General features: G+C 51.4%; 27 protein-coding genes and 1 other RNA gene. 15 read left to right on the top strand and 13 right to left on the bottom strand.

All coding sequences use genetic code 11. The features are described 5' to 3' along the window. The first annotated feature begins 119 nt into the window (after positions 1-119). Entirely contained in the window at positions 120-1,784 is a 1,665-nt protein-coding gene (gene recN, locus AC55FS_RS05330; protein ID WP_496935037.1) for a DNA repair protein RecN, read from the top strand. An 84-nt stretch (positions 1,785-1,868) separates the two neighbouring features. On the opposite strand, the gene fur is transcribed toward recN, so the two are convergent. After that, positions 1,869-2,276: a ferric iron uptake transcriptional regulator gene (fur, locus tag AC55FS_RS05325; protein ID WP_496935036.1), complete on the bottom strand. Its 408-nt coding sequence runs from the start codon at positions 2,274-2,276 to the stop codon at positions 1,869-1,871. An 85-nt stretch (positions 2,277-2,361) separates the two neighbouring features. Between fur and AC55FS_RS05320 the strand changes: the two genes are divergently transcribed. Continuing rightward, positions 2,362-2,763: an outer membrane protein assembly factor BamE gene (locus AC55FS_RS05320; RefSeq protein ID WP_496935035.1), complete on the top strand. Its 402-nt coding sequence runs from the start codon at positions 2,362-2,364 to the stop codon at positions 2,761-2,763. A 9-nt stretch (positions 2,764-2,772) separates the two neighbouring features. Here AC55FS_RS05320 and AC55FS_RS05315 read toward each other — a convergent pair whose 3' ends face one another. The 3 genes from AC55FS_RS05315 to AC55FS_RS05305 are packed head-to-tail and all read right to left on the bottom strand — an operon-like array spanning position 2,773 to position 4,870. Beyond that, positions 2,773-3,081 carry an RnfH family protein gene (locus AC55FS_RS05315; RefSeq protein WP_496935034.1) on the bottom strand — a complete coding sequence of 103 codons (309 nt, stop codon included), beginning with the start codon at positions 3,079-3,081 and terminating at the stop codon, positions 2,773-2,775. Continuing rightward, on the bottom strand, positions 3,074-3,505 hold the full coding sequence (locus AC55FS_RS05310) for a type II toxin-antitoxin system RatA family toxin (protein WP_496935033.1): 432 nt from the start codon (positions 3,503-3,505) through the stop codon (positions 3,074-3,076). Before AC55FS_RS05310 ends, AC55FS_RS05315 begins: the two co-directional genes overlap by 8 nt. Before the next feature lie 12 nt (positions 3,506-3,517). Further along, the gene (locus AC55FS_RS05305; RefSeq protein ID WP_496935032.1) at positions 3,518-4,870 is read right to left on the bottom strand and encodes a sodium-dependent transporter; all 1,353 of its coding nucleotides are present in this window, start codon (positions 4,868-4,870) and stop codon (positions 3,518-3,520) included. 256 nt (positions 4,871-5,126) lie between these two features. Between AC55FS_RS05305 and smpB the strand changes: the two genes are divergently transcribed. The 8 genes from smpB (at position 5,127) to ybaK (ending at position 9,178) form a co-directional block, all read left to right on the top strand. Continuing rightward, complete coding sequence (smpB, locus tag AC55FS_RS05300) at positions 5,127-5,609, top strand: SsrA-binding protein SmpB (protein WP_496935031.1); 483 nt, start codon at positions 5,127-5,129, stop codon at positions 5,607-5,609. Between the two features lie 89 nt (positions 5,610-5,698). Next, positions 5,699-6,056: a transfer-messenger RNA gene (gene ssrA, locus AC55FS_RS05295) on the top strand. 144 nt (positions 6,057-6,200) lie between these two features. Further along, on the top strand, positions 6,201-6,743 hold the full coding sequence (locus AC55FS_RS05290; RefSeq protein ID WP_496935030.1) for a hypothetical protein: 543 nt from the start codon (positions 6,201-6,203) through the stop codon (positions 6,741-6,743). 115 nt (positions 6,744-6,858) lie between these two features. Further along, positions 6,859-7,335 (top strand): Crp/Fnr family transcriptional regulator, encoded by a 477-nt coding sequence (locus AC55FS_RS05285; protein WP_496935029.1) that lies wholly within the window; start codon positions 6,859-6,861, stop codon positions 7,333-7,335. Positions 7,336-7,460: 125 nt separating this feature from the next. Next, positions 7,461-7,751, top strand: a complete 291-nt coding sequence (locus AC55FS_RS05280) for a DUF1244 domain-containing protein (protein ID WP_496935028.1) — start codon at positions 7,461-7,463, stop codon at positions 7,749-7,751. A 9-nt stretch (positions 7,752-7,760) separates the two neighbouring features. Then, complete coding sequence (locus tag AC55FS_RS05275; RefSeq protein WP_496935027.1) at positions 7,761-8,450, top strand: SIMPL domain-containing protein; 690 nt, start codon at positions 7,761-7,763, stop codon at positions 8,448-8,450. Continuing rightward, complete coding sequence (locus AC55FS_RS05270) at positions 8,447-8,680, top strand: DUF1653 domain-containing protein (RefSeq protein ID WP_496935026.1); 234 nt, start codon at positions 8,447-8,449, stop codon at positions 8,678-8,680. Before AC55FS_RS05275 ends, AC55FS_RS05270 begins: the two co-directional genes overlap by 4 nt. Before the next feature lie 9 nt (positions 8,681-8,689). Further along, complete coding sequence (ybaK, locus tag AC55FS_RS05265) at positions 8,690-9,178, top strand: Cys-tRNA(Pro) deacylase (RefSeq protein WP_496935025.1); 489 nt, start codon at positions 8,690-8,692, stop codon at positions 9,176-9,178. On the opposite strand, the gene AC55FS_RS05260 is transcribed toward ybaK, so the two are convergent. Beyond that, the gene (locus tag AC55FS_RS05260; protein ID WP_496935024.1) at positions 9,154-9,669 is read right to left on the bottom strand and encodes an Lrp/AsnC family transcriptional regulator; all 516 of its coding nucleotides are present in this window, start codon (positions 9,667-9,669) and stop codon (positions 9,154-9,156) included. The two genes, ybaK and AC55FS_RS05260, sit on opposite strands and share 25 nt — an antisense overlap. Positions 9,670-9,934: 265 nt before the next feature. Between AC55FS_RS05260 and AC55FS_RS05255 the strand changes: the two genes are divergently transcribed. Together AC55FS_RS05255 and astB are read left to right on the top strand one after the other, a co-directional pair. Then, entirely contained in the window at positions 9,935-10,933 is a 999-nt protein-coding gene (locus AC55FS_RS05255) for an arginine N-succinyltransferase (protein WP_496935023.1), read from the top strand. An 18-nt stretch (positions 10,934-10,951) separates the two neighbouring features. After that, positions 10,952-12,286, top strand: a complete 1,335-nt coding sequence (astB, locus tag AC55FS_RS05250; RefSeq protein ID WP_496935022.1) for an N-succinylarginine dihydrolase — start codon at positions 10,952-10,954, stop codon at positions 12,284-12,286. 154 nt (positions 12,287-12,440) lie between these two features. Here the strand turns inward: astB and AC55FS_RS05245 are convergent, their stop codons facing one another. After that, positions 12,441-12,773, bottom strand: a complete 333-nt coding sequence (locus tag AC55FS_RS05245) for a hypothetical protein (RefSeq protein WP_496935021.1) — start codon at positions 12,771-12,773, stop codon at positions 12,441-12,443. A 133-nt stretch (positions 12,774-12,906) separates the two neighbouring features. Between AC55FS_RS05245 and AC55FS_RS05240 the strand changes: the two genes are divergently transcribed. Further along, positions 12,907-13,191 carry a hypothetical protein gene (locus AC55FS_RS05240; RefSeq protein ID WP_496935020.1) on the top strand — a complete coding sequence of 95 codons (285 nt, stop codon included), beginning with the start codon at positions 12,907-12,909 and terminating at the stop codon, positions 13,189-13,191. Here the strand turns inward: AC55FS_RS05240 and AC55FS_RS05235 are convergent. From AC55FS_RS05235 to AC55FS_RS05220, 4 genes are all read right to left on the bottom strand, one after another. Further along, positions 13,188-13,991 carry a DUF1338 domain-containing protein gene (locus AC55FS_RS05235; RefSeq protein ID WP_496935019.1) on the bottom strand — a complete coding sequence of 268 codons (804 nt, stop codon included), beginning with the start codon at positions 13,989-13,991 and terminating at the stop codon, positions 13,188-13,190. The two genes, AC55FS_RS05240 and AC55FS_RS05235, sit on opposite strands and share 4 nt — an antisense overlap. Before the next feature lie 74 nt (positions 13,992-14,065). After that, positions 14,066-15,526, bottom strand: coding sequence for a succinylglutamate-semialdehyde dehydrogenase (astD, locus tag AC55FS_RS05230; protein ID WP_496935018.1), 1,461 nt, complete (start codon positions 15,524-15,526; stop codon positions 14,066-14,068). Further along, complete coding sequence (gene astA / locus AC55FS_RS05225) at positions 15,523-16,560, bottom strand: arginine N-succinyltransferase (RefSeq protein WP_496935017.1); 1,038 nt, start codon at positions 16,558-16,560, stop codon at positions 15,523-15,525. The genes astD and astA overlap by 4 nt, the downstream gene beginning before the upstream one ends. A 16-nt stretch (positions 16,561-16,576) precedes the next feature. Continuing rightward, positions 16,577-17,749, bottom strand: a complete 1,173-nt coding sequence (locus AC55FS_RS05220; RefSeq protein ID WP_496935942.1) for an aspartate aminotransferase family protein — start codon at positions 17,747-17,749, stop codon at positions 16,577-16,579. Between the two features lie 204 nt (positions 17,750-17,953). Between AC55FS_RS05220 and AC55FS_RS05215 the strand changes: the two genes are divergently transcribed. Both AC55FS_RS05215 and astE read left to right on the top strand, forming a co-directional pair. Next, on the top strand, positions 17,954-18,394 hold the full coding sequence (locus AC55FS_RS05215; RefSeq protein WP_496935016.1) for an Lrp/AsnC family transcriptional regulator: 441 nt from the start codon (positions 17,954-17,956) through the stop codon (positions 18,392-18,394). Between the two features lie 21 nt (positions 18,395-18,415). After that, the gene (astE, locus tag AC55FS_RS05210; RefSeq protein WP_496935015.1) at positions 18,416-19,432 is read left to right on the top strand and encodes a succinylglutamate desuccinylase; all 1,017 of its coding nucleotides are present in this window, start codon (positions 18,416-18,418) and stop codon (positions 19,430-19,432) included. A 152-nt stretch (positions 19,433-19,584) separates the two neighbouring features. Here astE and AC55FS_RS05205 read toward each other — a convergent pair whose 3' ends face one another. From AC55FS_RS05205 to AC55FS_RS05195, 3 genes are read right to left on the bottom strand one after another with little or no spacing between them, the layout of a single operon-like run. Beyond that, positions 19,585-21,417 carry a V-type ATP synthase subunit A gene (locus AC55FS_RS05205; protein ID WP_496935014.1) on the bottom strand — a complete coding sequence of 611 codons (1,833 nt, stop codon included), beginning with the start codon at positions 21,415-21,417 and terminating at the stop codon, positions 19,585-19,587. Continuing rightward, complete coding sequence (locus AC55FS_RS05200; RefSeq protein WP_496935013.1) at positions 21,404-22,090, bottom strand: DUF2764 family protein; 687 nt, start codon at positions 22,088-22,090, stop codon at positions 21,404-21,406. The genes AC55FS_RS05205 and AC55FS_RS05200 overlap by 14 nt, the downstream gene beginning before the upstream one ends. Further along, positions 22,090-22,791 carry a hypothetical protein gene (locus AC55FS_RS05195; protein WP_496935012.1) on the bottom strand — a complete coding sequence of 234 codons (702 nt, stop codon included), beginning with the start codon at positions 22,789-22,791 and terminating at the stop codon, positions 22,090-22,092. The genes AC55FS_RS05200 and AC55FS_RS05195 overlap by 1 nt, the downstream gene beginning before the upstream one ends. Between the last annotated feature and the right edge of the window lies 1 nt (position 22,792).

Here is a 22,792-nt window from a genome sequence, read left to right as displayed (position 1 = left end):
CAGCTGGGCTGTATATGGGAACGGATGCAAATCTTTCAAGGGCTAACCGGACATTCCCTTGACAGATGCCGACACTGTATATAAAAACACTGTATATCTATTCAGGTAGGGGCGCCGCTATGCTCAGTCATCTGTCTATTCGCCAATTTGCTCTGGTTGAGCAGCTAGATCTGGAATTCCAACACGGCATGGTGGTGATCACCGGGGAAACTGGAGCCGGTAAATCTATCTTGCTGGATGCTCTTGGTCTGGCTTTAGGCCAACGCGCCGACGCCGGCTTTGTTCGCCAAGGTGCCGAGCGAGCTGACGTTAGTGCCACCTTCCAACTCAATCCGCAAGCGCTGCAGTGGTTACAACAACGCGATTTGCTGGACGAAGAAACAGACGTGGTTTTGCGTCGCACCGTCAGCAAAGAAGGGCGCTCACGCGCGTTTATTAATGGTCGCAGCAGCCCGCTATCGCAATTGCGTGAACTGTCTCAGCTATTGATCGATATTCACGCTCAGCACGCTCATCAGCGCCTGCTTCAACCTGATACCGTGCGTTCTTTGCTGGACAACTTTGCCGGCTTGAATAGCTTGCGCCAGCAAGTCAGCACCGACTTTCGTCAATGGCAGCAAAGCGCCCAGCAGTTGGCGCGCCTGCGCCATCAGAGCCAAGAAAGCGAAGCACAGAAACAGTTATTGAGCTATCAGATTGAAGAGCTGCGCCAACTGGCCCTCAGCGAAACCGAGCTGGAGTCGTTAGAGCTCGACCATAAGCGTTTGGCCGGTGCCGAAACCATGCTACTGAGTGGCCAACAAGCCCGAGTGCTATGCCAGGGAGACGAACACAGCGATACCGCTGCTGTGCAACTGGTATGGCAAGCCATTCATCAGCTGCAGGCCATCGATGACGATCACCCAGAGTTAAATGATGCCAGAGAACTGCTGCAGCAGGGCCACATTCAATTGGAAGAGGCCAGCTTGTCGCTGCAGCGTTATCTTGAGCAAGTGGATATCAACCCACACCGATTGCAACAAGTGGAGAGTCGCCTTAGCGATATCTTTTCCATGGCACGCAAACACCAAGTACAACCGCAAGAGCTGTACCAGCACTGGCAATCTCTTGAGCAGCAGTTGCAACAACTGAACGTGTCTGATGAAGATCTTGAGCAGCTACAACAGCAAATTGATGCCTATCAGCAGGCCTACCATCAGGGTGCTTCTCAACTTTCGCAAGCTCGCCAACAGGCCGCAACTCAGCTCGATCAGCAAGTTGGCCAGCAATTGCAATCATTGGATTTGGGCCAAGTCATATTGCGTACGCACATAAGTGCAGGCAAACCCGCTCAACATGGTATTGATCAGGTTGAGTTGTATGTCCAGACCAACCCTGGAACTCCCATGGGCCCTCTGGCCAAAGTCGCCTCGGGTGGCGAGTTGGCGCGCATCAGCTTGGCGATTCAAGTGGTGACTGCACAAAGCAACGATACTGACAGCATCATTTTTGATGAGGTTGATGTTGGCATCGGCGGCGGTACTGCCGAGCGCGTCGGTCGTTTAATGCGTACCTTGGGAGAAACGGTTCAGGTTATGTGTGTCACCCACCAGCCACAAGTGGCGGCACAAGCTCACCAGCACTTTCAAGTCAGCAAGATCAGCGGCGACAGCGCCACTCACACTCATATTCGCTTATTAAATGAGCAGCAGCGCTGTGAAGAGGTGGCACGTATGCTGGGGGGAATCGATATCACCCAGCAAACCCTGGCTCATGCTAAAGAAATGATCGCTCTCGCCAACTAGCAAACCAGCCAGCGGCTATCTGATGCCCAGATACAACAAAGCCCGGCAAAACCGGGCTTTGTTGTATCTAATCACGTATTGCCTTTATTTCTTTTTACGCACGTACAGCACTAGGCTGTGATCAACCAGATCAAAACCATGTGACTCTGCAATTTCATGCTGCAAGCGTTCAATTTGATCGTTGGTGAATTCAATGACACTGCCATCATCGACGTTAACCATATGGTCGTGATGTTCACCACGCGCCAATTCAAACACTGAATGTCCACCATCAAAGTTATGGCGCACCACCAAACCTGCGCTTTCAAACTGAGTCAGTACACGATAAACCGTCGCCAGTCCGACATCTTCACCGTTATCAATCAGTGAGCGATAAACGTCTTCAGCACTCAGGTGGGCGTCTGGATTGTCTTCCAGAATGCTCAGGATCTTTACCCTTGGCAAAGTGACTTTCAGGCCGGCTTTGCGCAATTCGACGTTTTGATCGGACATTGCTTCCCTCGAATATTTCACAGCATTGAGACTTATCAGGTATCATCGCCAGCCACGTCGTAAGCCTACTGACGAGATACACCGCATGCGAGCTTTAATTCTGACTGTTTCACTTGGTATTGCAACCCTTTCCGGTTGTGCCTTTCCCGGCGTTTATAAGTTGAACGTCCAACAAGGCAACATCGTGACTGCTGACATGTTGCAACAACTTGAACCCGGCATGACACCACGCCAGGTTATCTACGTTATGGGCACTCCCGTACTGCCCAACCCATTTAACCAGCAGCGCTGGGATTACGTGTATTCGTTAGAAAAACGCGACAAAGTCGAAACATCTTATCGGATTAGCCTATTTTTCGATGACAGCGGTCGCTACAGCCACTATGAAGGGTCATTGCCAGAAGACAAATTTAGCGAAGAAAACCAGCTAAACAGTCTGCCAACAGAGCAAAAGTCGCCCAACACGATAGAAAACGTCAGCGAATAAATCGCTGACCTATTTTTTCTCAGAGCTAGCAGCAGCCTTGGCTGCTCTATTCGCTCTGGCCTGCTTAGGGTCGATTAACAGCGGTCGATAAATCTCTATGCGATCACCATCGCGCACTGTGTCCTTATCCGGTGCCCGTGAGGCTTTACCAAAGATACCCATCTTGGCTTGCTGAAGATCTAGCCCAGGGAATTCGCGTTCTATGCCTGAGGCCAGTGCAGCATCGAGTAACGAACTGCCTTCTTCAACCTGAAGTTGAATAATGCGTTGCTTATCTGGCAGGGCATAGGCCACTTCAACGGCAATCATATCAGCCATAAACCACTCCAGCGCGGGCGACAAAAGCATCCACCATAGTATTGGCTACTTGCTTGAACACAGCGCCAATAGCTGCCCCAGCCAAACGATTGGCCATCTCAAACTCAAGCTCAAGGGATACCTTACAGGCCTGCTGAGACAACGGCGTAAAATGCCAAATACCATGAAAATGAGAAAAAGGACCATCCACCAAGCGCATATCCATGCGTTGTGGACGTTGTAAAGAATTGCGGGTACTGAAACTTTGCTCAAATCCCGCCTTGGCTATGGTCAAGCGGGCTTCGATATAGTCCTCACCTTCAGCGAGGACTTCCGTGTTTTCACAACCGCTGAGGAACTCGGGATAGCGACGAACATCATTCACTAACTCGAACATTTCCTCAGCGCTGTGCATTACCAGCGCACTGCGGGTAATTCTGGTCATGCGGTTTCCTGATTACAGCAGACCATTCACGAAGATGAACAGTACTGCCAGTGGTGATACAAAGCGCAACATTACGCGCCAGATATTGTACACCATCTCGTTCTGTACATTGGCTTCCTTAGCCACCGCACGTTCTTTCATAAACCAGCCAACGAATACCGCAATCAGCAGACCACCCAGTGGCAGCATGATGTTAGCGGTTAAGAAGTCGAGGTTATCGAAGAAAGTACGACCGAGGAACTTAACTTCAGACCACTCATTGAACGACAATACAGAACCGATACCCAACAGCCAGGCCAGGCCACAGACAATTACGGTTGCCATGGTGCGTGTTGCACCCCTCTCTACCGCCCAAGCCACCGCAGGCTCAGCAATGGAAATGGCAGAGCTCCAAGCGGCAATAACGACCAGAACAAAGAACACAGTACCAATGAACTCACCGCCCGGCAGACTACCAAAGGCAATCGGCAGGGTCTGGAACATCAAGCCAGGACCGGCGCCTGGCTCCAACCCTTGGCTAAACACAATCGGGAAAATGACCAAACCAGCGGCCAAAGCCACCAGCGTATCGAGGATGCCCACAGTCACAATGGTTTTACCCAGTGACGCTTCCTGCGGCATGTAAGCACCATACGCCATGATGGCACCCATACCCAACGATAAGGTAAAGAAGGAATGGCCCAATGCCACCACCACGCTTTCACCCGTCAACTTGCTCACATCAAAGCTAAACAGGAAGTTCCAACCATCGGCAAACCCTGGAGTCGTCATGCTATAACCAAGCAGCAAGACCAGCATGATAAACAGCAGCGGCATCAATACACGGACGGTCTTTTCCAGGCCTTCTTGCACACCACGTGCAATCACAAAGCCGGTCAGAATCATGAATGCAGTGTGGTACAGGGTCAGTGCTACCGGGTCACCCAACAGGCCGCCAAAAATCTCACCAGCCACTTCACCAGTCGCCCCGACAAAGTCACCAGAAGCCATCTTGCCCACGTAGGAGAGAGTCCAGCCGGCGATCACACTGTAGAAAGAAAGAATAAAGAAACCCGCAATGGCTCCCATCCAGCCAATGCCACGGAAAAACTTCGGCGCATTATATTCCGTTGCCAGTTCGCGCATGGTGTTGATTGGACTCAAACGCGCTTTCCGGCCTAGCAGAGCTTCTGCCATCATCACAGGAATACCTGCAACCAGAATGCACACTAAGTACATAAGTACAAATGCACCGCCACCATTTTCACCGGTAATGTATGGGAACTTCCAAATATTACCCAGGCCCACCGCTGAACCCGTCGCTGCCAGAATAAAAGTCCAGCGACTTGCCCAGACGCCGTGCATACCACGTTTATCTGCCGCCATCAGTCTTCCTCTCTTTTTTCTGTTTTATTAGTTATTTCGGCATTGTCAGGAAATAATTTCCTCCACTCAAGGCGCAAAACTACCGTATGGGGAGGTAAAACGCACATCTTCTTTACAAACTTCTAGTTCAGACTGTATTGACAAATTGCACCATAGTGGACAAACGAAGGTGCAAAATAGCTACTCAAATGTCACCAGAGGGTAAGTTATCAACTGCTACTGCCCAACAGCGGCGGCCTCAGATATAATCCGCGCCATGAGCAAAAAGAAAAAACCAAAAGTTACTGGCAATACCATTGCACTGAACAAAAAAGCGCGACATGACTTCTTTCTGGAAGACAAGACAGAAGCCGGTGTCAGCTTATTGGGATGGGAAGTCAAATCACTGCGTGCTGGCAAGTGTCAGCTGCTGGACTCCTACATTGTGTTTCACAAAGGAGAAGCTTGGCTGACTGGCGCATTGATTACGCCGTTGGATCAGGCATCGACCCATGTGGTTGCTAGTCCGCGCCGCGAGCGAAAGCTATTGCTGCATCGACGCGAGATTGAGCGCATGATGCAAAAAGTGCAGGCCAAAGGCTACACCTGTGTCTGTACCGCCCTGTACTGGAAAGATCATCGTGTAAAAGCTGAAATTGCCCTGGCCAAGGGTAAACAAGCGCACGATAAACGCGCCACCGAAAAAGACAAAGCTTGGGCAAAACAGAAAGAACGCGTAATGAAGCATTCTGTACGATAATTTTCTGTGTTACTATCTGCCGCTTGTTAGATGGAACTTTTTTTCTAAAGCAACATCTTAACCACTGCCGATAGCGGTGCACCGGATTCGGGGATGATCTGGATTCGACGCTGATTACGAAGCTATGGGTGCATGCCGAGAGCGTACGACGATCTCGTTAATAAACGTTGTACACTAGTTATAGTCGCAAACGACGAAAACTACGCACTAGCAGCTTAAGTCTGCTTACCTCTGAACTCAGGTGCCTGTAACTGGGGGACGAGGGCATAGCCCTACAGGATCGCCCGGATGCTTCGCTCGGAGCTGAACGGTTAAACTTAAATCGAGCTCGCTAGCTGCGCCCTGTCTCTCGGGCCGTAGTCGGCTAAATCAATAGAGAAGACTAAGCATGTAGATCCTCTAGTGGAGGATTGGCGGACGCGGGTTCAACTCCCGCCATCTCCACCAAACTCTTAAAAAGGCCCTATCCAAACGGATAGGGCCTTTTTTTATTGGCGTAGTGCTGGCACAAAACGGCGCAGCGCTAAATATGACAAACGAGCGACAAGCACATAGAATGCGAATTGTTTTCAATTCGATATAGGCCCTATTATGCGTGCACTGTTAGTCACAACGACACTCGCTGTTCTCTGTGGCAATGCTCATTCCCACGAGTCCAGCCAACATCATTCACAAACCCTTGCTCCTCACAACACCAGCGCTTTGCAGCAGTATCAACAGCATGCCCAACAGCTGTTATTCCAGCTACAACAGCAGCAAGGCGATGATATTGCCGCCCAAGCCAAAGCACTGGTGGAACTCAGCAAGCCGCTATTAGCCAGTTTCGAAGTGCAGTATCCGCAATGCAGCGGTTATTTAAAGGCTCTTAATGATGTCGCCGATTCTTTAGCCGGGCTGCCGTTGGAAGAGATTGAGTCGGGTTATCATGCCGATGGCAAACTTCCACCCTTACCGACGGCTGAGTGCTACCACGCCAAGGATCTTCTGGTACACCCTGCTACGGTTCAAGCCATGGCCCGCATTGGCATGAAACAAGCCGACGACTGGCTTGATGCCGCCCACGAAATTGAAGAGGTACTGGAGCATTTTAGCCAAGTAGAGTCCGCCCTCAGCCAGGTTGCAGTGCACGAGTAAGCCTTGCAAAAGTTACCAAAAGCCAACGCTGTTGCAGCATTCAGCAGCGATTGGCTTTGCTACTCTAAGGCAACAGGTTTGCCAGCCTGAGTTTACTTAGCCACAGGAATATAAGATGCGCGATCATTCACCAACTTATCTGGAAGAGCTTATCGGTATGCTGGCCGAATGCACCATGTTTGATAACTTCTCACCGATAGAACTGCGCAGTGCAGCGCCCTACTTTAATCTGCAAGACATCGAAGCTGGCAACATATTGTTTCGCGAAGGCGACGACGGCAGCTATATGGGCATCATTCACAGTGGCAAAATATCGGTCATGAAAAGCGACGCCAATAACCAAACCATCCCGGTTGCCTTGCTCAATCAAAACAAAACCTTTGGCGAAATGGCCGTTCTCGATGGAGAGCGCCGCTCTGCTACCTGCGTGGCTAAATCCACCTGCACCCTGCTGGTATTATCACGTGATTCACTCGATCGCATGTCTGAAGAATCGCCCAAAATTGCCGCCAAAGTGATTCGCGCCGTCGCCGTTTCGCTGTCGCGCAGACTACGGGTAATGGACTATCGACTGGCCAATAGTCTGGGCTAGTTGCCGCCACTTCAGCTGTATACCAATCGCTGATCACGGATATTTACGCTACCTTGCACGGCAAGTGGTTGAAGCTCAGGCCGTTCGACGCAATCATACTGTCAGATATCCGATAAGAGACTGTTATGTCAGAGCAAACTACCGCCATCGAAGCCGCTGTATTCAGACGTTTACTGCAACACTTGGATGACAATAAACAGGTGCAAAATATTGACCTGATGAATCTTGCCGGTTTTTGCCGCAACTGCCTCGCCAAATGGTATATGGCAGAATCCGAGCAGCAAGGTCAGCCGCTGGACTATGATCAGGCTCGCGAGCGCATCTATGGCATGCCCTACAACGACTGGAAAGAGCAGTTCCAAACCCCAGCCAGCGCTGAACAGCTGGCCCAATTTCAAGCATCCAACAAGGACTAGGATACCCGTATGAAACCTTCGATTTGGTTGTTGATGGGCTGCCTCGCCGCAGCACCTATCACACAGGCCGGCGAATATATTGAAGTCTCTGGCCAGGGCGTGATTGAAGTCATGCCCGATTATGCAGACATCCACCTGACCATCAAAAGCACGGCAAAAACCTTGCCGGAAGCCAAACAAAGAGTCGATAGCGCCATGATGACACTGCTGAGCACCGCCAGCAGCCTGGGCATTAACAAGGACGATATCGAAGCCTCTCAAATTCGCAATTACCCGCAATACGAATGGCGTAAACAAGAGCGCGTATTGGTCGGAGAGCAAGTGAGTCGCCCTGTTACCATCAGCTTGCGAAATTTGGACCAGCATGCCCGTTTAGTGCATGAGCTGATGCAAATCGACGGCATGCATGTGAATCATACCGAGCTGCGCTTTAACGACCGTGATGCCTTGCAACGCCAAGCCTTAAGTAAGGCCGTCCAACACGCCCGCAGCAAAGCCGATGCGTTAGCACAAGCTGCCAATGCCCGAGTCGAACGGGTGCTACACATTGTCGAAGGCAATGGTGGCTATAACCGTCCACCCATGCTGCAAGCTCGGGCGATGATGGAAAGTGCCAAAGCACCAGAGCCCGCGCCGACTCTGTTTCAGGAGCAGAAAATCGAAGCTGAGGTAAACGTGCGCTACGAGATTGATTCATGAAGCCTGAGTTAGTTAAAGGGCGTTATCGCCATTACAAGGGCCAGGATTATCAGGTCATCGATCTGGTACGGCACAGTGAAAATGAGCAGTGGCTAGTGCTGTATCAACCCTTGTACGGCGAGCAACAACTGTGGGTTCGACCTTACGATATGTTTATCGAAAGCGTAGAAATCGATGGCCACAGTCAGCCGCGTTTTGACCTAATCAGCGCAGATAACGACAGTGTGTGAGAAGCCGCGATGACACCCGCAATTAACTTGGCAAAAAAGAAAGGCATTTTGCATCGCGTTCATCAGTATCAACACGATCCCAGCTGCCAGGCCTATGGCCTGGAAGCGGTGGACAAGCTGGGACTGCCCGCTGAAAAAGTATTTAAAACCCTATTGGTCAGCCTTAACGGTCATTCGCAAAACATGGCAGTGGCGGTTATTCCGGTGTCCCAAAGCCTCAACATGAAGCGGCTGGCCAAAGCCTTAAATGCCAAAAAAGCCGACATGGCCAATCCAGACGACGCGCAACGGGTGACGGGGTACTTGCTGGGTGGCATCAGCCCGCTCGGGCAGAAAAAAGCGCTACCGACCGTGGTCGATAACAGTGCCACTCAGTTTGACACCATTTATGTCAGCGCTGGCCGGCGTGGACTGGAAATTGAGCTGGCTCCGGCCGACTTAATCAGTCTGACGCGGGGCCAGTTCGCCGAGCTTCAAGAAGGCTCTACCAACAACTGAGCGATGGGATAGCCAGTAAAGGCTTTGTTCTGCTTTAACACCACATGGGTGCTGATATTGGCAATGTCCGGGCACAAACGAATCAGCTCGTCGGTCAGCTCCATGTAGCGACTCATGCGCGCACACGCAAAGTGCACAATAAAATCACAGCCGCCGCTGACGGTATAAGCCGCCGTCGCTTCTGGCAATGCATCAATATGTAGCTCTAACTGGCGAAAGGTATCGGGCGCATGGCTGGCCATGGAAATGGTGGCAATGCACTGTACCGGCTCGCATAAGCGTTCGATATTGACCCGCCCCATAAAACCTTCGATCCAGCCTTGATCTAACAATCGCTGCAGCCGTTGATGACAAGCACTAGCGGACAAATTCACCGCTGCAGCCAGCGCTTTGTTGGTAATGCGGCCATCCGCCTGCAAGATGCGCAGCATGCGCAAGTCTAAACGGTCCAACGATCCGGCACGGGCCGGCAATGACGGCTCATCTCTCATCGACTCGCCTCCCTATTCAAGCAAAATATGATTCGGCAACCAGCCCAGTTGAGCTGCCTGTGGTTTCGTTTGCAACGACCCGCAAAGCGTCGTCAATAAAAGCCACAGAAGCCATGTAGCATGAGCTAGTATGCCACTCTAGTAAGTGACAATCATAACCCATTTCGAATACCGAACAATATTCGGCATAAAAAGCCAATAAGCGCAGCACATTCTTGATTCTCTGAGCCAGACTGATGCCATTGACACTTTGTGAGTATTCCCTATGTTGATTATTCGTCCTGTTGCTGAACACGACGTCAGTCAGTTGCTGCTGTTGGCCCAAGCCGCCGGACAGGGCATGACGTCTCTCCCACCGGATGAAGAAGCCCTGGCAGAGCGCATCGTGCACTCGATGGCCAGCTTTGAGCGCACTGAAAAACACCCAGATGACAATTTTCTGCTGGTGATGGAAGACACCGAACAGCAACGCCTGGCCGGTTGTGCCGGCGTATCCGCGCTGACCGGTGCACGTCAGGCGTTTTACGCTTATCGCCTGATCCCAATGACGCATTATTCACATTCATTGGAAAAGCAGGTTGCCAGCCAGCTACTACACCTGACCAACGATTACACCGGCTGCTCTGAAGTGGGCTCACTGTTTTTGCTGCCTGAATACCGCGGCAATGGCCATTGGTTAGCACGCTCACGTTATTTGTTGATGGGCTTGTTCCGCGAACGCTTTGCCGAGTCTGTGATTGCCGAGCTGCGCGGCTGGAGTGATGCCGATGGTCGCAGCCCGTTCTGGGAAGCGATTGGCAAGCATTTTTTCGAAATGGAATTTGAGCAAGCCGATACATTGTGTGGCCTAGGGTCAAATCAGTTTATTACCGAGCTGATGCCCAAATACCCTATCTACACCACCTTATTGCCAAACGATGCTCAGGCGGTCATTGGTCAGCCTGCCGATGCTGGCCGCCCGGCCATGGAGCTGCTGCAACGCGAAGGTTTCCGCTTTGATAATGTGGTGGACATATTTGATGCAGGGCCTCTTATGCACGCCTCGATCGATCAGCTCGCCAGCGTTAAAGCCATTGAGCAACGACTACTGGCCAGCAATAGCGGCGAGCAAGGCAAGGTGATTGCGGCCAATACTCAATGGTCGAATTTCCGTGTCATGCTGAGCGAGGCACAGTTGGATGACACCAGCATTGATATTCCAGCAGCAGAGCGCCAGGCACTGCAACTGCAAGACAACGATTCATTGGCGTTTATCGCCCTGTAATGGTACGAGGCTACCCGCATGAAACATTATGAAGTTAACTTTGATGGTCTGATCGGCCCGTCCCATCACTACGGCGGCCTGGCCAGCGGCAATCTGGCGTCCCATCGCAATGCCCTGAAAACCTCGAGCCCGCGTCAAGCAGCGCTACAAGGACTAGAAAAGATGCGCACTTTGCTGCGCATGGGCTATCGCCAGGGCTTTATTCCACCGCAACCACGACCCGCGCTAAGTACGCTGCGTCAGCTGGGCTTTAGCGGCAGTGACGATCAAATCATTGAACAAGCCGGCAAACAAGCTCCCGAGCTGTTGTCGATGGCCTATTCGGCGTCGTCTATGTGGGCAGCCAATGCTGCCACGGTCACACCGTCCAGTGACAGCGAAGACGGCAAGGTTCATTTAACCCCGGCCAACCTGGTCACCACGGCGCACCGCTCGATTGAGCACCCTTATACGTTTGCCGCGCTGCAACGCATCTTCCACAACCCGGCCGTATTCAGTGTCCATCCGGCGCTGACTGCCACCGGAGCCTTTGCTGATGAAGGCGCTGCCAATCATGGCCGCTTGTGCTCTAAACACGGTGATAGCGGCACTGGCTTGTTTGTCTGGGGCCGTCAACGCGGCGCCGATACCTCGACACTGCAGTTCCCAGCACGCCAAACCTTAGAAGCCAGCCAGGCCATTGCCCGTCAACACGGCGTTAAGCAGGCGGTATATTTACAGCAAAGTGCTGAAGCCATTAATGCCGGCGCTTTTCATAATGACGTGGTGGCTGTGGTTAATGGTCCAGTGCTGTTTTTCCACCAGCAAGCCTATGAGCAAGAATCCCAGCAAGCGGCCTTTGAACAGCTCGCCGCCCATGGTGAATTCATTCCGGTATGTGTGCCTGCTGATCAGGTATCGCTGGATGAAGCCATTCGCAGCTATCTGTTTAACAGCCAGCTATTGTCAGGCCCAGATGGTGACATGAGTGCCATGACTCTGATTGCTCCTACCGAGTGTCAGGAAGTCGAAGCCGTCGCTCAGTATCTACAGCGACTGACTGCCGACCACAGCCAGCCAATTCGCCATGTTGAATTTGTTGATGTGCGCCAAAGCATGAGCAACGGTGGTGGCCCTGCCTGCTTGCGTTTGCGTGTATTGCTGAATGAGCAAGAGCTACAGGCAGTGAACCCTGCCTTTATGCTGGACGATGCTAAAATCGATTCCCTGCAAGCCTGGGTGAACGAGCATTATCGTGACAGCCTGCACCCACTGGACTTGCTTGATCCAGCCTTTATGCACGAGTGCAACGCTGCCATGACAGCGTTAACTGAGCTGTTAGGCTGCCCGGATCTGTACCAAGACCTGGTATAACTCAATAAAAAAGCGGGCATTAGCCCGCTTTTTTATGCTTTGTATCGAATCCTTAGCTGAACAGGGACATCTAGAGTTTTGGGCCGTCTCTGCAAACCTTTGCTCCCACACTTCTTACTGGTAAAACCCCTACTCGCGCCTTTTCCAGCAAAGCCTAACCTGCAAATGATCGGGCATCGCGCACAAAGTCACGCACGGCATGGTAGGTAACGCCCCCAGATTGTCCTTTGGCGACCTGACAGCGGACATAACCACGCTGTTGGCCATCGGTGATATCCAGATAGATTTCATACAGCTTTTTATGCTCCCGACTTGATAGCCGGTCAATGCTGATGCCTGTGAGTTCAGGTAAATGCTCATCGGTATATTGGCGGCAAGCATTCATGGCATCGCCAACGTCGCGAATGGTCACCGAACGATCCGCTGTGGTGGTATGCACACATCCGCTTAATCCGACTAACGACAACAGGCCAATCCAGGACTTCATACCTTTACCCTTGCATTTTTATAACTGGGCGCAGACTAATGGCTTTTGACGTAGCAATCAGCGGTGAAGACGTTAGCAAACGTAGCGTTACGTAAGGCGGTACAATAACGTCACATCAGCCAGGAGAGAGACAGTGAGTCAACAAGCGCAGCATTGTCAGCTGTGTCAGCGGCAAGTGCCCCTGACGTTCCACCATTTAATACCGCGAAAAGTTCATCGCCGCACTTACTTTCGCAAGCACTTTGACAAAGCTGAATTAAATACCGGAATTTGGGTGTGTCGACGTTGCCACAAAGGTATTCACCGGCTATACGACGAGATGACGTTGGCAAAACAGTTTTCGAGCTTGGATGCGTTAAAAAACGACCCGGCTATGCAAAAACATGTAGCCTGGGTCGCTAAGCAAAAAGGCAATTAACCGTTGTTGGTACTTTCAAAGATTTTATCGGCGGACGCTGCCACAAAACCTGTGTAATAACGGCCATCCGCTTGCTGGTAACGGCGAGCAAACTCGTAGAAGCAACTTGGGATGCTGTGCACACCATCGCTGAAAGTGACGTCAGCTTTATCAGCCATGGTGGAGCTTTGCTCCAGCAATACTTCTGGCGAGCCTTTAATTTCACCGCCGGCGGTATTCAGTGCAAACCCCGCTTGTTTTAATGCATCGTTCACCGATTGCAAGGTTTCAAACTCGCTTAAAGCATTTACATCAACGGTGAAGTGGTTGGCACGGTAACCCCAGGCTGCCATCCAGGCGGCGTATTCGCTTTCTTTCAGCAGCACCTGATAAGTGTCGTGGCTCACCTGCCAGTGAGTGCCGGAATACAAGAATTCTGGGCTGTCAGTCGCGCCCTCTTCAACCTGATCAACCAGCTGTTTTACAATCGCCTGCAACTCGGCAGAACACTGATCAACCAGCAGCTCAGAGATAAAGACTTTAGGTGCCGTCGCATCTGGGTGTTCAAAGTGGCGAGCAAACAGTTTTTTCTGTTCAAAGTGGTATTCACCGCAAGGCTCATATCCAATCTTAATAAAGTGCTGGGATAATTTATCCAATCCGACTTTATCGAGATTAAAAGTACGCAAAGCGATGTGATCATTAATAATATCGCTCGCCTGGGTATTGCCCAATAGCTTGTGAATCTTGTCGGCCGATGGCGTTACCTGTAAATAGTTCTGCCACAAAGCCTCAAACAGCTGATGAACAGCGTCTGACATAAACACCTCCAGATATGTGTTGTATCCGTACTCAGAATCGGCCTGCCTTGTGGGCAGGCCGTGTTAGCACCGGCTTACAGTGATAAGCCCGGCGCCAGTTTTTCTGGCATTTGCACTTGATCCGCTTCAACCGAAGCAACCGGATAGGCGCAATAATCGGCCGCGTAATAAGCGCTGGCGCGGTGGTTACCGCTTTCGCCAATACCGCCAAATGGTGCTGCACTAGACGCACCCGTAATTGGTTTATTCCAGTTAACAATGCCCGCACGAATATCACGGAAGAATTCGTCATATTGCTCACGGCTATCGCTTAATAAGCCAGCCGACAGTCCAAAGCGGGTATTGTTGGCCGCGACAATCGCATCGGCAAATTGCTCATAACGAACCACCTGCAACAGCGGGCCAAAGTATTCTTCATCTGGCAGTTCAGCGATTGCCGTCACATCAATAATGCCTGGAGTCACAAAACCCAGGTTGGCATCAGGCTGAGTCAGCTCGAGTAACGACTGGCCACCCAGTTGTTGCAATTTCTGCTGCGCCGCTACCATACCGCTGGCCGCTTTGGCAGAAATCATGGCGCCCATAAAGTTATCCGCCAGAGGATCACCTACCTGAATATTGCGCGCAGCTGCTAACAGCTGATCAAGCAATGCATCACCGTCGGCACCCACAGGCACAAACAAACGACGCGAGCAGGTGCAGCGCTGACCTGACGTGACAAAGGCCGACTGTACAATATCGTGCACCACCGCCCGTTGATCACTAACATCACCAATAATCAGTGGGTTATTGCCGCCCATTTCCAGCGCCAGGATTTTGCCTGGATGACCTGCAAATTGCTCGTGCAATAATTTGCCGGTGGTCGAGCTGCCGGTAAAGAACAAGCCATCAATCTGGGCATGGGATGCCAGCGCCTTACCGGTTTCAACTTCACCTTGGACTAGATTCAGCACACCTTCTGGCAAACCTGCTTGCTGCCAAAGTTTTACCGTCAACTCAGCAACTTTTGGCGTTAATTCGGATGGCTTAAACACCACACAATTGCCCGCCAACAGCGCCGGCACAATATGACCGTTAGGTAAGTGGCCAGGGAAATTGTAAGGGCCAAATACTGCCACAACACCATGGGGCTTATGACGAATAAAGGCACGAGCACCCGGCATCGGATTTTCGATAGTGCCGGTACGCTCTTCATAAGCGCGCACGGAAATATCAATTTTGCCCATCATGGCGGTCACTTCGGTGCGTGACTCCCACAAGGGCTTGCCTGTTTCTTCACAAATAGTGGCCGCCAGGGCTTCCTGATTGTCACTTAATTGCTGTTTAAAGGCCTGCATCAACTCTAAACGCTGCTCGAATGAGCGCTGAGACCAGCCAGTAAATGCCTGGCGCGCGGCGTTAATTGCGGCATCAACATCAGCCGCAGTGGCGCTGGTACCCTGCCATACGGATTCACCCGTGGCTGGGTTAATAGATTGCATTTGATAGCCCTGACCTGAGCTCCAAACGCCATTAATAAATTGTGTCGAGGTCATGCGGAAGTTCTCCCCATATCCAAAAATCGAACGGCATCGCCGTTATTCAGTTGTAAATGTGGCTGTACAGACTGTGGCAAGATGAGTAACTGTTGCTGCTCCTGCCAATCGGCCTGATCGCACAGCAAGGCACGAAAATCACTTAAGCCGGTGTTGCTGACCATGACATGCATTTGCCCTTCGGTGGTCGGCCTAAATTCCACTCGCGCATGTATGCTGTCACGCACACTTTTAATGCTGTCGAGCGGTGCTTCCACTGTGGGGCCGGCATCAAATAAGTCGACGTAACCGCGATGATTAAAGCCTTCATTTTGCAGCATGCGCAGCGCCGGTTCGGTGTTGCGATGAACCTTGCCAATCACCGCCTGGGCTTCTTCGCCCAGCAAGTTGGTATAAATCGGATGACGCGGCATCAGTTCAGGCACAAAACCTTTATTGCCTGATCCGACCATGCGACTGGCGGTAGAAAAATCGAGCTTAATAAAATGCTCTTCCAGCCAACTCCAGAACGGTGAGCGACCTTCTTCATCCGCCACACCCAGCATTTGCGCGATGACGAAATCAGAAAAGCGCTGCGGGTGCTCAGCCATCAGCAAAAAACGTACTTTGGACAGCAATTTGCCCGCCATGCCACGGCGATGGCCGGCGAGCAAATACAGGCTGCATAACTCACTGCAACCCATGTAGTTGTTACACACCGTCAGCGTGGTGACGATGCTTTGAATACCCAGTTGCGTCGATTGGTGCATCGACTTACCAACATGATAATGATAAAGCGGCGTTTTCAGTCCCACGGCGGCTTCAATCGCCGTGGTTCCAACCACTTCACCTGTGTCGGTATCTTCCAGCACCAGCAAATACCCTTCATCTCCGGGAGCGCTGACATCGGCGGCAAAGCTGCGTTGCGCGCGCTCAATTTTGCTTTGCAGCAGCTCCGGGTCATCCACCAGCGAGGTGAAACCCGGACCGGATTCGATGGCTATGTGACGCAAGCTTTGGTAATCCGAAGCTTGTATTGGGCGCACCACCAACATGGTTGTTTCCGCGGGCTTAGCCCGCGACCACCTTGGCAACGGCACGTTCAAAACGCTGCAGACCTTCGTCTATATCCTGCTCTGGAATCACCAAAGAAGGAGCAAAGCGCACCACGTCGGCACCGGCTACCAGTACCATCAGGTTTTCCGCCATCGAAGCCAGCAAGAAGTCACGTGCACGACCCTTGTATTGCTCGTTTAACGCAGCACCAATCAGCAGGCCTTGGCCACGAATTTCACTGAATACTGAGTATTTTTCGTTGATGGCGTTCAAGCCTTCAACGTAGCGCTGGTAACGTGCTTGCACACCTTCCAACACCTCAGGCTGATTCACGGTATCGAAGGCGGCTTCTGCAACCGCACACGCCAGCGGGTTGCCGCCGTAAGTAGAACCGTGGGTACCAATCTTCAGATGATCACCAATCGCTTTAGTGGTCAGCATGGCGCCAATCGGGAAACCACCGCCCAGCGCTTTTGCCGTGGTTAGGATATCGGGTGTCACACCCAGGCCCATGTAGGCATACAGATGGCCGGTACGGCCAACACCGGTTTGTACTTCATCAAAGATCAGCAGGGCATTGTGCTGGTCACACAGAGCGCGCACGCCTTCAACAAATTCTTGCGTCGGAGGAACGATACCGCCTTCGCCTTGCAGGGGCTCCATCATCACCGCACAGGTGTTGTCAGAGATCAGCTCACGCAGGCTATCCAGGTTGTTGTATTCAGCGTGTACGATGTCACCTGGCTTAGGACCAAAACCATCGCTATAAGCCGCTTGACCACCGACAGTCACGGTAAAGAAAGTACGACCGTGGAAGCCCTTTTGGAATGAAATAATCTGGCTCTTTTGCTCGCCATGGTTATCCAATGCCCAGCGACGCGCCAGCTTCAGTGCCGCTTCGTTCGCTTCTGCACCTGAGTTGGCGTAGTACACTTGGTCAGCAAAGGTGGCATCAGTCAGCTTCTTAGCCAGACGCAAGGCTGGCTCATTGGTCATGACATTGGACAAATGCCATAGCTTTTGGCTTTGTTCCTGCAGTGCACCAACCAGCGCCGGATGACAGTGACCCAGACAGGTAACGGCGATGCCACCGGCAAAATCGATGTACTCATTGCCTTGCTGGTCCCACACTCGTGAGCCTTCGCCGCGTACCGGAATCACACTTGCTGGTGCGTAGTTAGGCACCATTACTTGATCAAAAACCTCTCGTGTTACCTGCACAGCCCTATCCTCTAAAAATTTCAAGGTTGATAGTCACTAGGGTGATTACCCACTGGTATCCCCTATGGTTGTTATGCCTACTATTTTGGCTAGCTGTCACGCCAAACTGTAGCGACATTTATAGCGAATTAGTGTACAACTACTAGCAATCTGACGATACCTAAAATCAATATGACCAACTCAAACCTCTCACCGGCCGATCAGCGCCTACTGGCACTGCTGCGCGACGACGCCAGAGCCAGCGTGTCTGAATTGGCAAGAAAGCTCTCTTTGTCACGTTCAACCGTTCAAAGTCGCCTGAAGAAACTGGAGCAAAGCGGCGTCATCAGTGGCTATCGGGTAGAACTGGGTGAACGCTTTCGTGCCCAGCAAGTCGAAGCCCATGTGCTGATAAAACTGGTGCAGAAGCTCACTCACAGTACCGAAAAAGCGCTACAACAGATTCCGAATATCGTTCAGCTGTTGTCCGTCAGCGGAGAATACGATCTGATTGCCATGGTGGAAGCCGACTCGTTGCAGCAACTCAGTAATCTGCTGGATGACATAGGTGCGCTATCGGGTGTTGAGCGAACCACCTCATCTGTGGTACTTGAAGCACGTTTTCGACGTTAATGCCTGCCTGCGGAACTGAACATGAGTCATATATTGCAAACTGAGTTTGATTTCCTAACCCTGAGTCGCCAGCAACCAGAGCGCATTGAGCCTGGCCAATTTAAGCTAAGCAATAACACCCTGGTCACGGTACTGGCGGCAGGCATCATTCAATTTGAGCCGCCAACAGCCGCGACAGAAGACGTCGTCTTGTCTTGCGGTGTGCATGGCAATGAAACGGCCCCCATTGAAATCTGTGCCGAGCTGGTCAGTGCTTTACTCAGCGGTGAGCGCCAGGTCGAGCAGCGGGTATTATTTATTTTCGGCAACCTCAGTGCCATGAATATCGGTGAACGCTTTGTCGATGAAAATATGAATCGACTGTTCAGCGGCGAGCACTCCAAAGGCCCAGGCCTGATTAACGAAGAACGTCAGCGAGCCAAACTGCTAGAACAAGTGGTGGGCGACTTTTTCACCGCAGGCCAAGGGCAACGTCATCACTACGATTTGCACACCGCGATTAAAGCGTCACAGCATGAAAAATTTGCTGTTTATCCCTATCGCCCTGACGGCGATTACGATACTGAGTCGCTGCGCTTCTTAGGCGCCTGTGATGTGCACGCCATTTTATTATCGAATGCGCCCACCACGACCTTCAGTTATTTCTCTGCCGCGCAGTATGATGCGATCGCGTTCACCGTCGAGCTGGGCAAGGTGCGTCCGTTTGGTGAAAACGACATGAGCCGCTTTGCGGCGGCCAAGGATGCCATTACCCGCTTAGTGTGTGAGCAGCAGCCGCAGTGGCCAGCTTATCGCAGTGACGATTTTTCGGTGTATAAAGTCAATCAAATCATACTGCGCCAACAAGACGATTTTCGTCTTGGTTTTGGTGATGAGGTCGCTAACTTTACGGCCTTCAAAACCGGAGATGTGCTGGCACAAGAAACCGGGGCGGTTTACACCGCCCAGCAAGATGGTGAGGCCATTGTTTTCCCCAATGCCAAGGTCGCGCTTGGGCAGCGCGCTGTGCTGACATTATTACCAGCACAACTGCCTTAGTGTCTGCTAACACTATTTAGATCTTGTCCGTTGTTTCTTGAGCAAGGCATGAGGAGTGCCGTTTAACTCGTTAAACGTCCCTCTTCGCGCCTTAACGGGAAATTTCCCGTTGATAACAGCGCGATCAAAATAATGTAAACAGCTCCTAATCACTAGGCCTCGACTGGTGCTTGCAAGGTAGCCGTTATTTGTTGCAGCAGCGTTTGATAGTCGCTGCTGTTCCAAGCCGCATAATTCAGGTTTTTAAATAATCCGGTCAAGCGAGTATAAAAATCTCGCAGCGCCGATTTATCTTCTCCGAGCTGGCTGGGCTGATGTTCTACCACTGCTTCGATTAGGGCCAATAATGCTTGCTGGCGTTCCATCGGCACAGCAACATCAACGTCGTCAAAGGCATCTTGCTGTAAATAAACAAGATCTAATAGTTGGGCTTTTTGACTAACAATAAAGTCTTCTGCTGTGATGCCTTCTTCACCGGTTACCTGCATCATGCGTTGTATTTCTTCACCTTGCTCTAACAACTGCTGCAGTTTCGCAACACGACTGGTCCAATGCTCGTCAATATGCTGATCAAACCAGGGTTTTAACTGCTGCCAATATCGAGACCAAGACAACAGTGGATCGACTGCCGGATAAAAGCGTTTATAAGCACGCTCCGCCGATAAACCCAAAAACGTTTTTACCGTCGACAACGTCGATTGTGTCACCGGTTCTTCAAAGTTACCGCCCGCCGGCGATACCGTACCTATCATGGTAAAGGTTCCCGTGGTGCCATGCTCATCGTAGCGCTGAAGAACACCTGCCCGTTCATAAACGTTTTTGATGGCAGAATCTAAATACGCAGGAAAGGCCTCTTCCCCCGGTATTTCTTCCAACCGGCCTGACGTTTCTCGCATGGCTTGGGCCCAACGCGAGGTCGAATCGGCGATCATTAATACGTCGTAGCCCATGCTTTGATAATATTCTGCCAGAGTGATGCCCATATAAATGGACGCCTCTCGTGCAGCCACCGGCATAGAGGAGGTATTACATAAAATTATCGTACGATCCATCAAACTGCCGCCAGTTTTAGGGTCGGGCATATCAGGAAATTCCTGAATGGTTTCTACCACTTCACCCGCACGCTCACCACAGGCAACGACGATCACAATATCCACATCAGAGTAACGTGCAATCAGACCCTGCAATACCGTTTTACCCGCCCCAAAAGGACCAGGTATGCAGCCTGTGCCTCCTTTGGCAATGGGAAAAAACGTATCGATCAAGCGCATACTGGTCGACAAAGGCACGCTGGGATATAGACGCTCAGCTTGCCCTTGCGCCATCAAAGCGCGGCCAATGGGTTGGCGAATAGGCCAGCGCTGGCGCATAGATAGCGAACGTTTCTGCTCTCCAGTTGATAATTGGGCAATATTATCGGTAACTGCAAAGCTGCCCACCATGATCCAATCCAGCTGCCACTCTCCAACCAAATCGAAGGGCGCCATAATGCGATGGTGAAAATGCCCTTCTACCACAGTGCCAATAACATCACCGGCACGAACCTTATCGCCTTCTTTGAGCTGTGGTTTAAAGGGCCAGTGTTTTTCTTGATCCAGAGCGGGTAAATCAACGCCACGAGGTAAAAAAGTACCGTGTTGAACCGCCAATAACTCCAGTGGGTTTTGCAAGCCGTCATACACCATACCGAGCAGACCTGGCCCCAGTTCCGCCGATAACATATCGGCACTTTGCACCACAGGATCACCAACGCCAACGCCACTGGTACTTTCATAGACTTGAGCATCGGCGCGACTGCCCTTCACACGCAACACTTCTGCTTTGAGCCATTCCTGGCGTTCACCAGCCAGGCGGGTTGGCAAAATATAAACAACTTCATTTTTCATCAGCGGCGTCAGCTGACCGTCAACCGGCAAAGACTCAATGGTCACCAAGTCATCCTGTACGGCTACCACACGTGCGCTACTAGGGTCATTGCTGTTCATTTGGACGGTATCCTGCAGTATTCAAGGTCGACTGAATAAGGGTGTGAAATCGTTGTTTGGCATCTTCACTATGGTTGCGACTCCAGCGCTCAACCAAATGCCATTTCATCACGTATTGAACAACGGCCATAAAACCAAACTCGTCTTCAGATTGATGGCGGAGCAATGTCTGCCAAGCTTGGCTCATCAGCAGTTTTTCTAGCTTTAATATTTGCTGCTCACGCATCAATGTCAGCGCCGTTAATAACCAGGGAAATGCCTTACCCAGGTGAAAATCATCTTCTTGCCAATGGCGTGCAATCACATCACGATAACGACTGACCGCCCAGTCGCCCGTTGGTGGCTGTTGCGGCTGTGCTTGCCGAAGTCGCAATGCTCCCATCACGGTACGTAAATCGAGTTTTTCATGCATGAGTTCGCGCACATCATTGTCTTCAATATGACCCATTGCATGGCGGATATGCGCCACCACTTGATCGTGAGGGAGTGCCGGCGGCCAACTATCCCAGTGCATTATTTGTTCTATCCAGTGCAGCTGCTGACGGTGCTGATACGATAGTAGCTGCAGCCGTTGGTTCAGTTTGATGCGCGACAAAGGGATTTGCTGATCGGCAAATAACGCATCGTGGCGCGGTAGGCTACTGATTAATGTCACATAAGGATTTAACGACATCAGCGAATAACGCCATCTAACATGGCTTGAAAGCGTGGCTGCAAATAAGACAGCAGCAGATCAGCGATGGCTTTATCAGAGATATCCACTTGCACCTGTCCCTGCTCTGCTGCAACGCGAAAACCACCCTGACCGCTTCGGCCAGTACGTGTTAATGGTTGAAACTCAATGCCATCGCGAAATACTTGATCGCGCAGAGCAAAAGCCAGCTCGGCCAGTGGCCCTTCGGTCGCACGTTCCGGTGTTTGACGAATTTCCTGAATATTCAGTAGTGCATCGGGCACCAACACAGTCAACGATTGCTCATTTTTAAGCGGTGCTGGCGCCGCTATCGCAATTACCGCTTCTCGGATCAGCTGCTGAAGTAATTCAGGGTCTTGTAGCTCAGCATGAATCTTATGTTCAAAGGTATCCGACAATCGATTTAACAGGCGATTTTTCATATCCAATACCAGATCACGAAAAGCGACGTGCAACGCATCTTCTGCCGCCTGGCGTTCTATGGCGATGGTGCGCCGGGTCTCCTGTAGCAACGCCTCTGCCTGTTGCTCGGCTTGCTGTTGTATCTCTAAGGCGTTGGCTTTGGCCTTAGCAATAATGTCGTAGGCTTGCTGCTGCCCAGCTTCCAGGCCCTCTTGCTGTAGCCTCTGTACCAATGAATCAATACCCGAGGAAATCACTTCCGGTGAATGTGAACTCATG

The organism is Bacterioplanes sp. CLAM21, assembly GCF_059641015.1.
The sequence above is the reverse complement of the archived record's forward strand: the minus strand, read 5'-3'. Positions and strand labels throughout refer to the sequence as shown.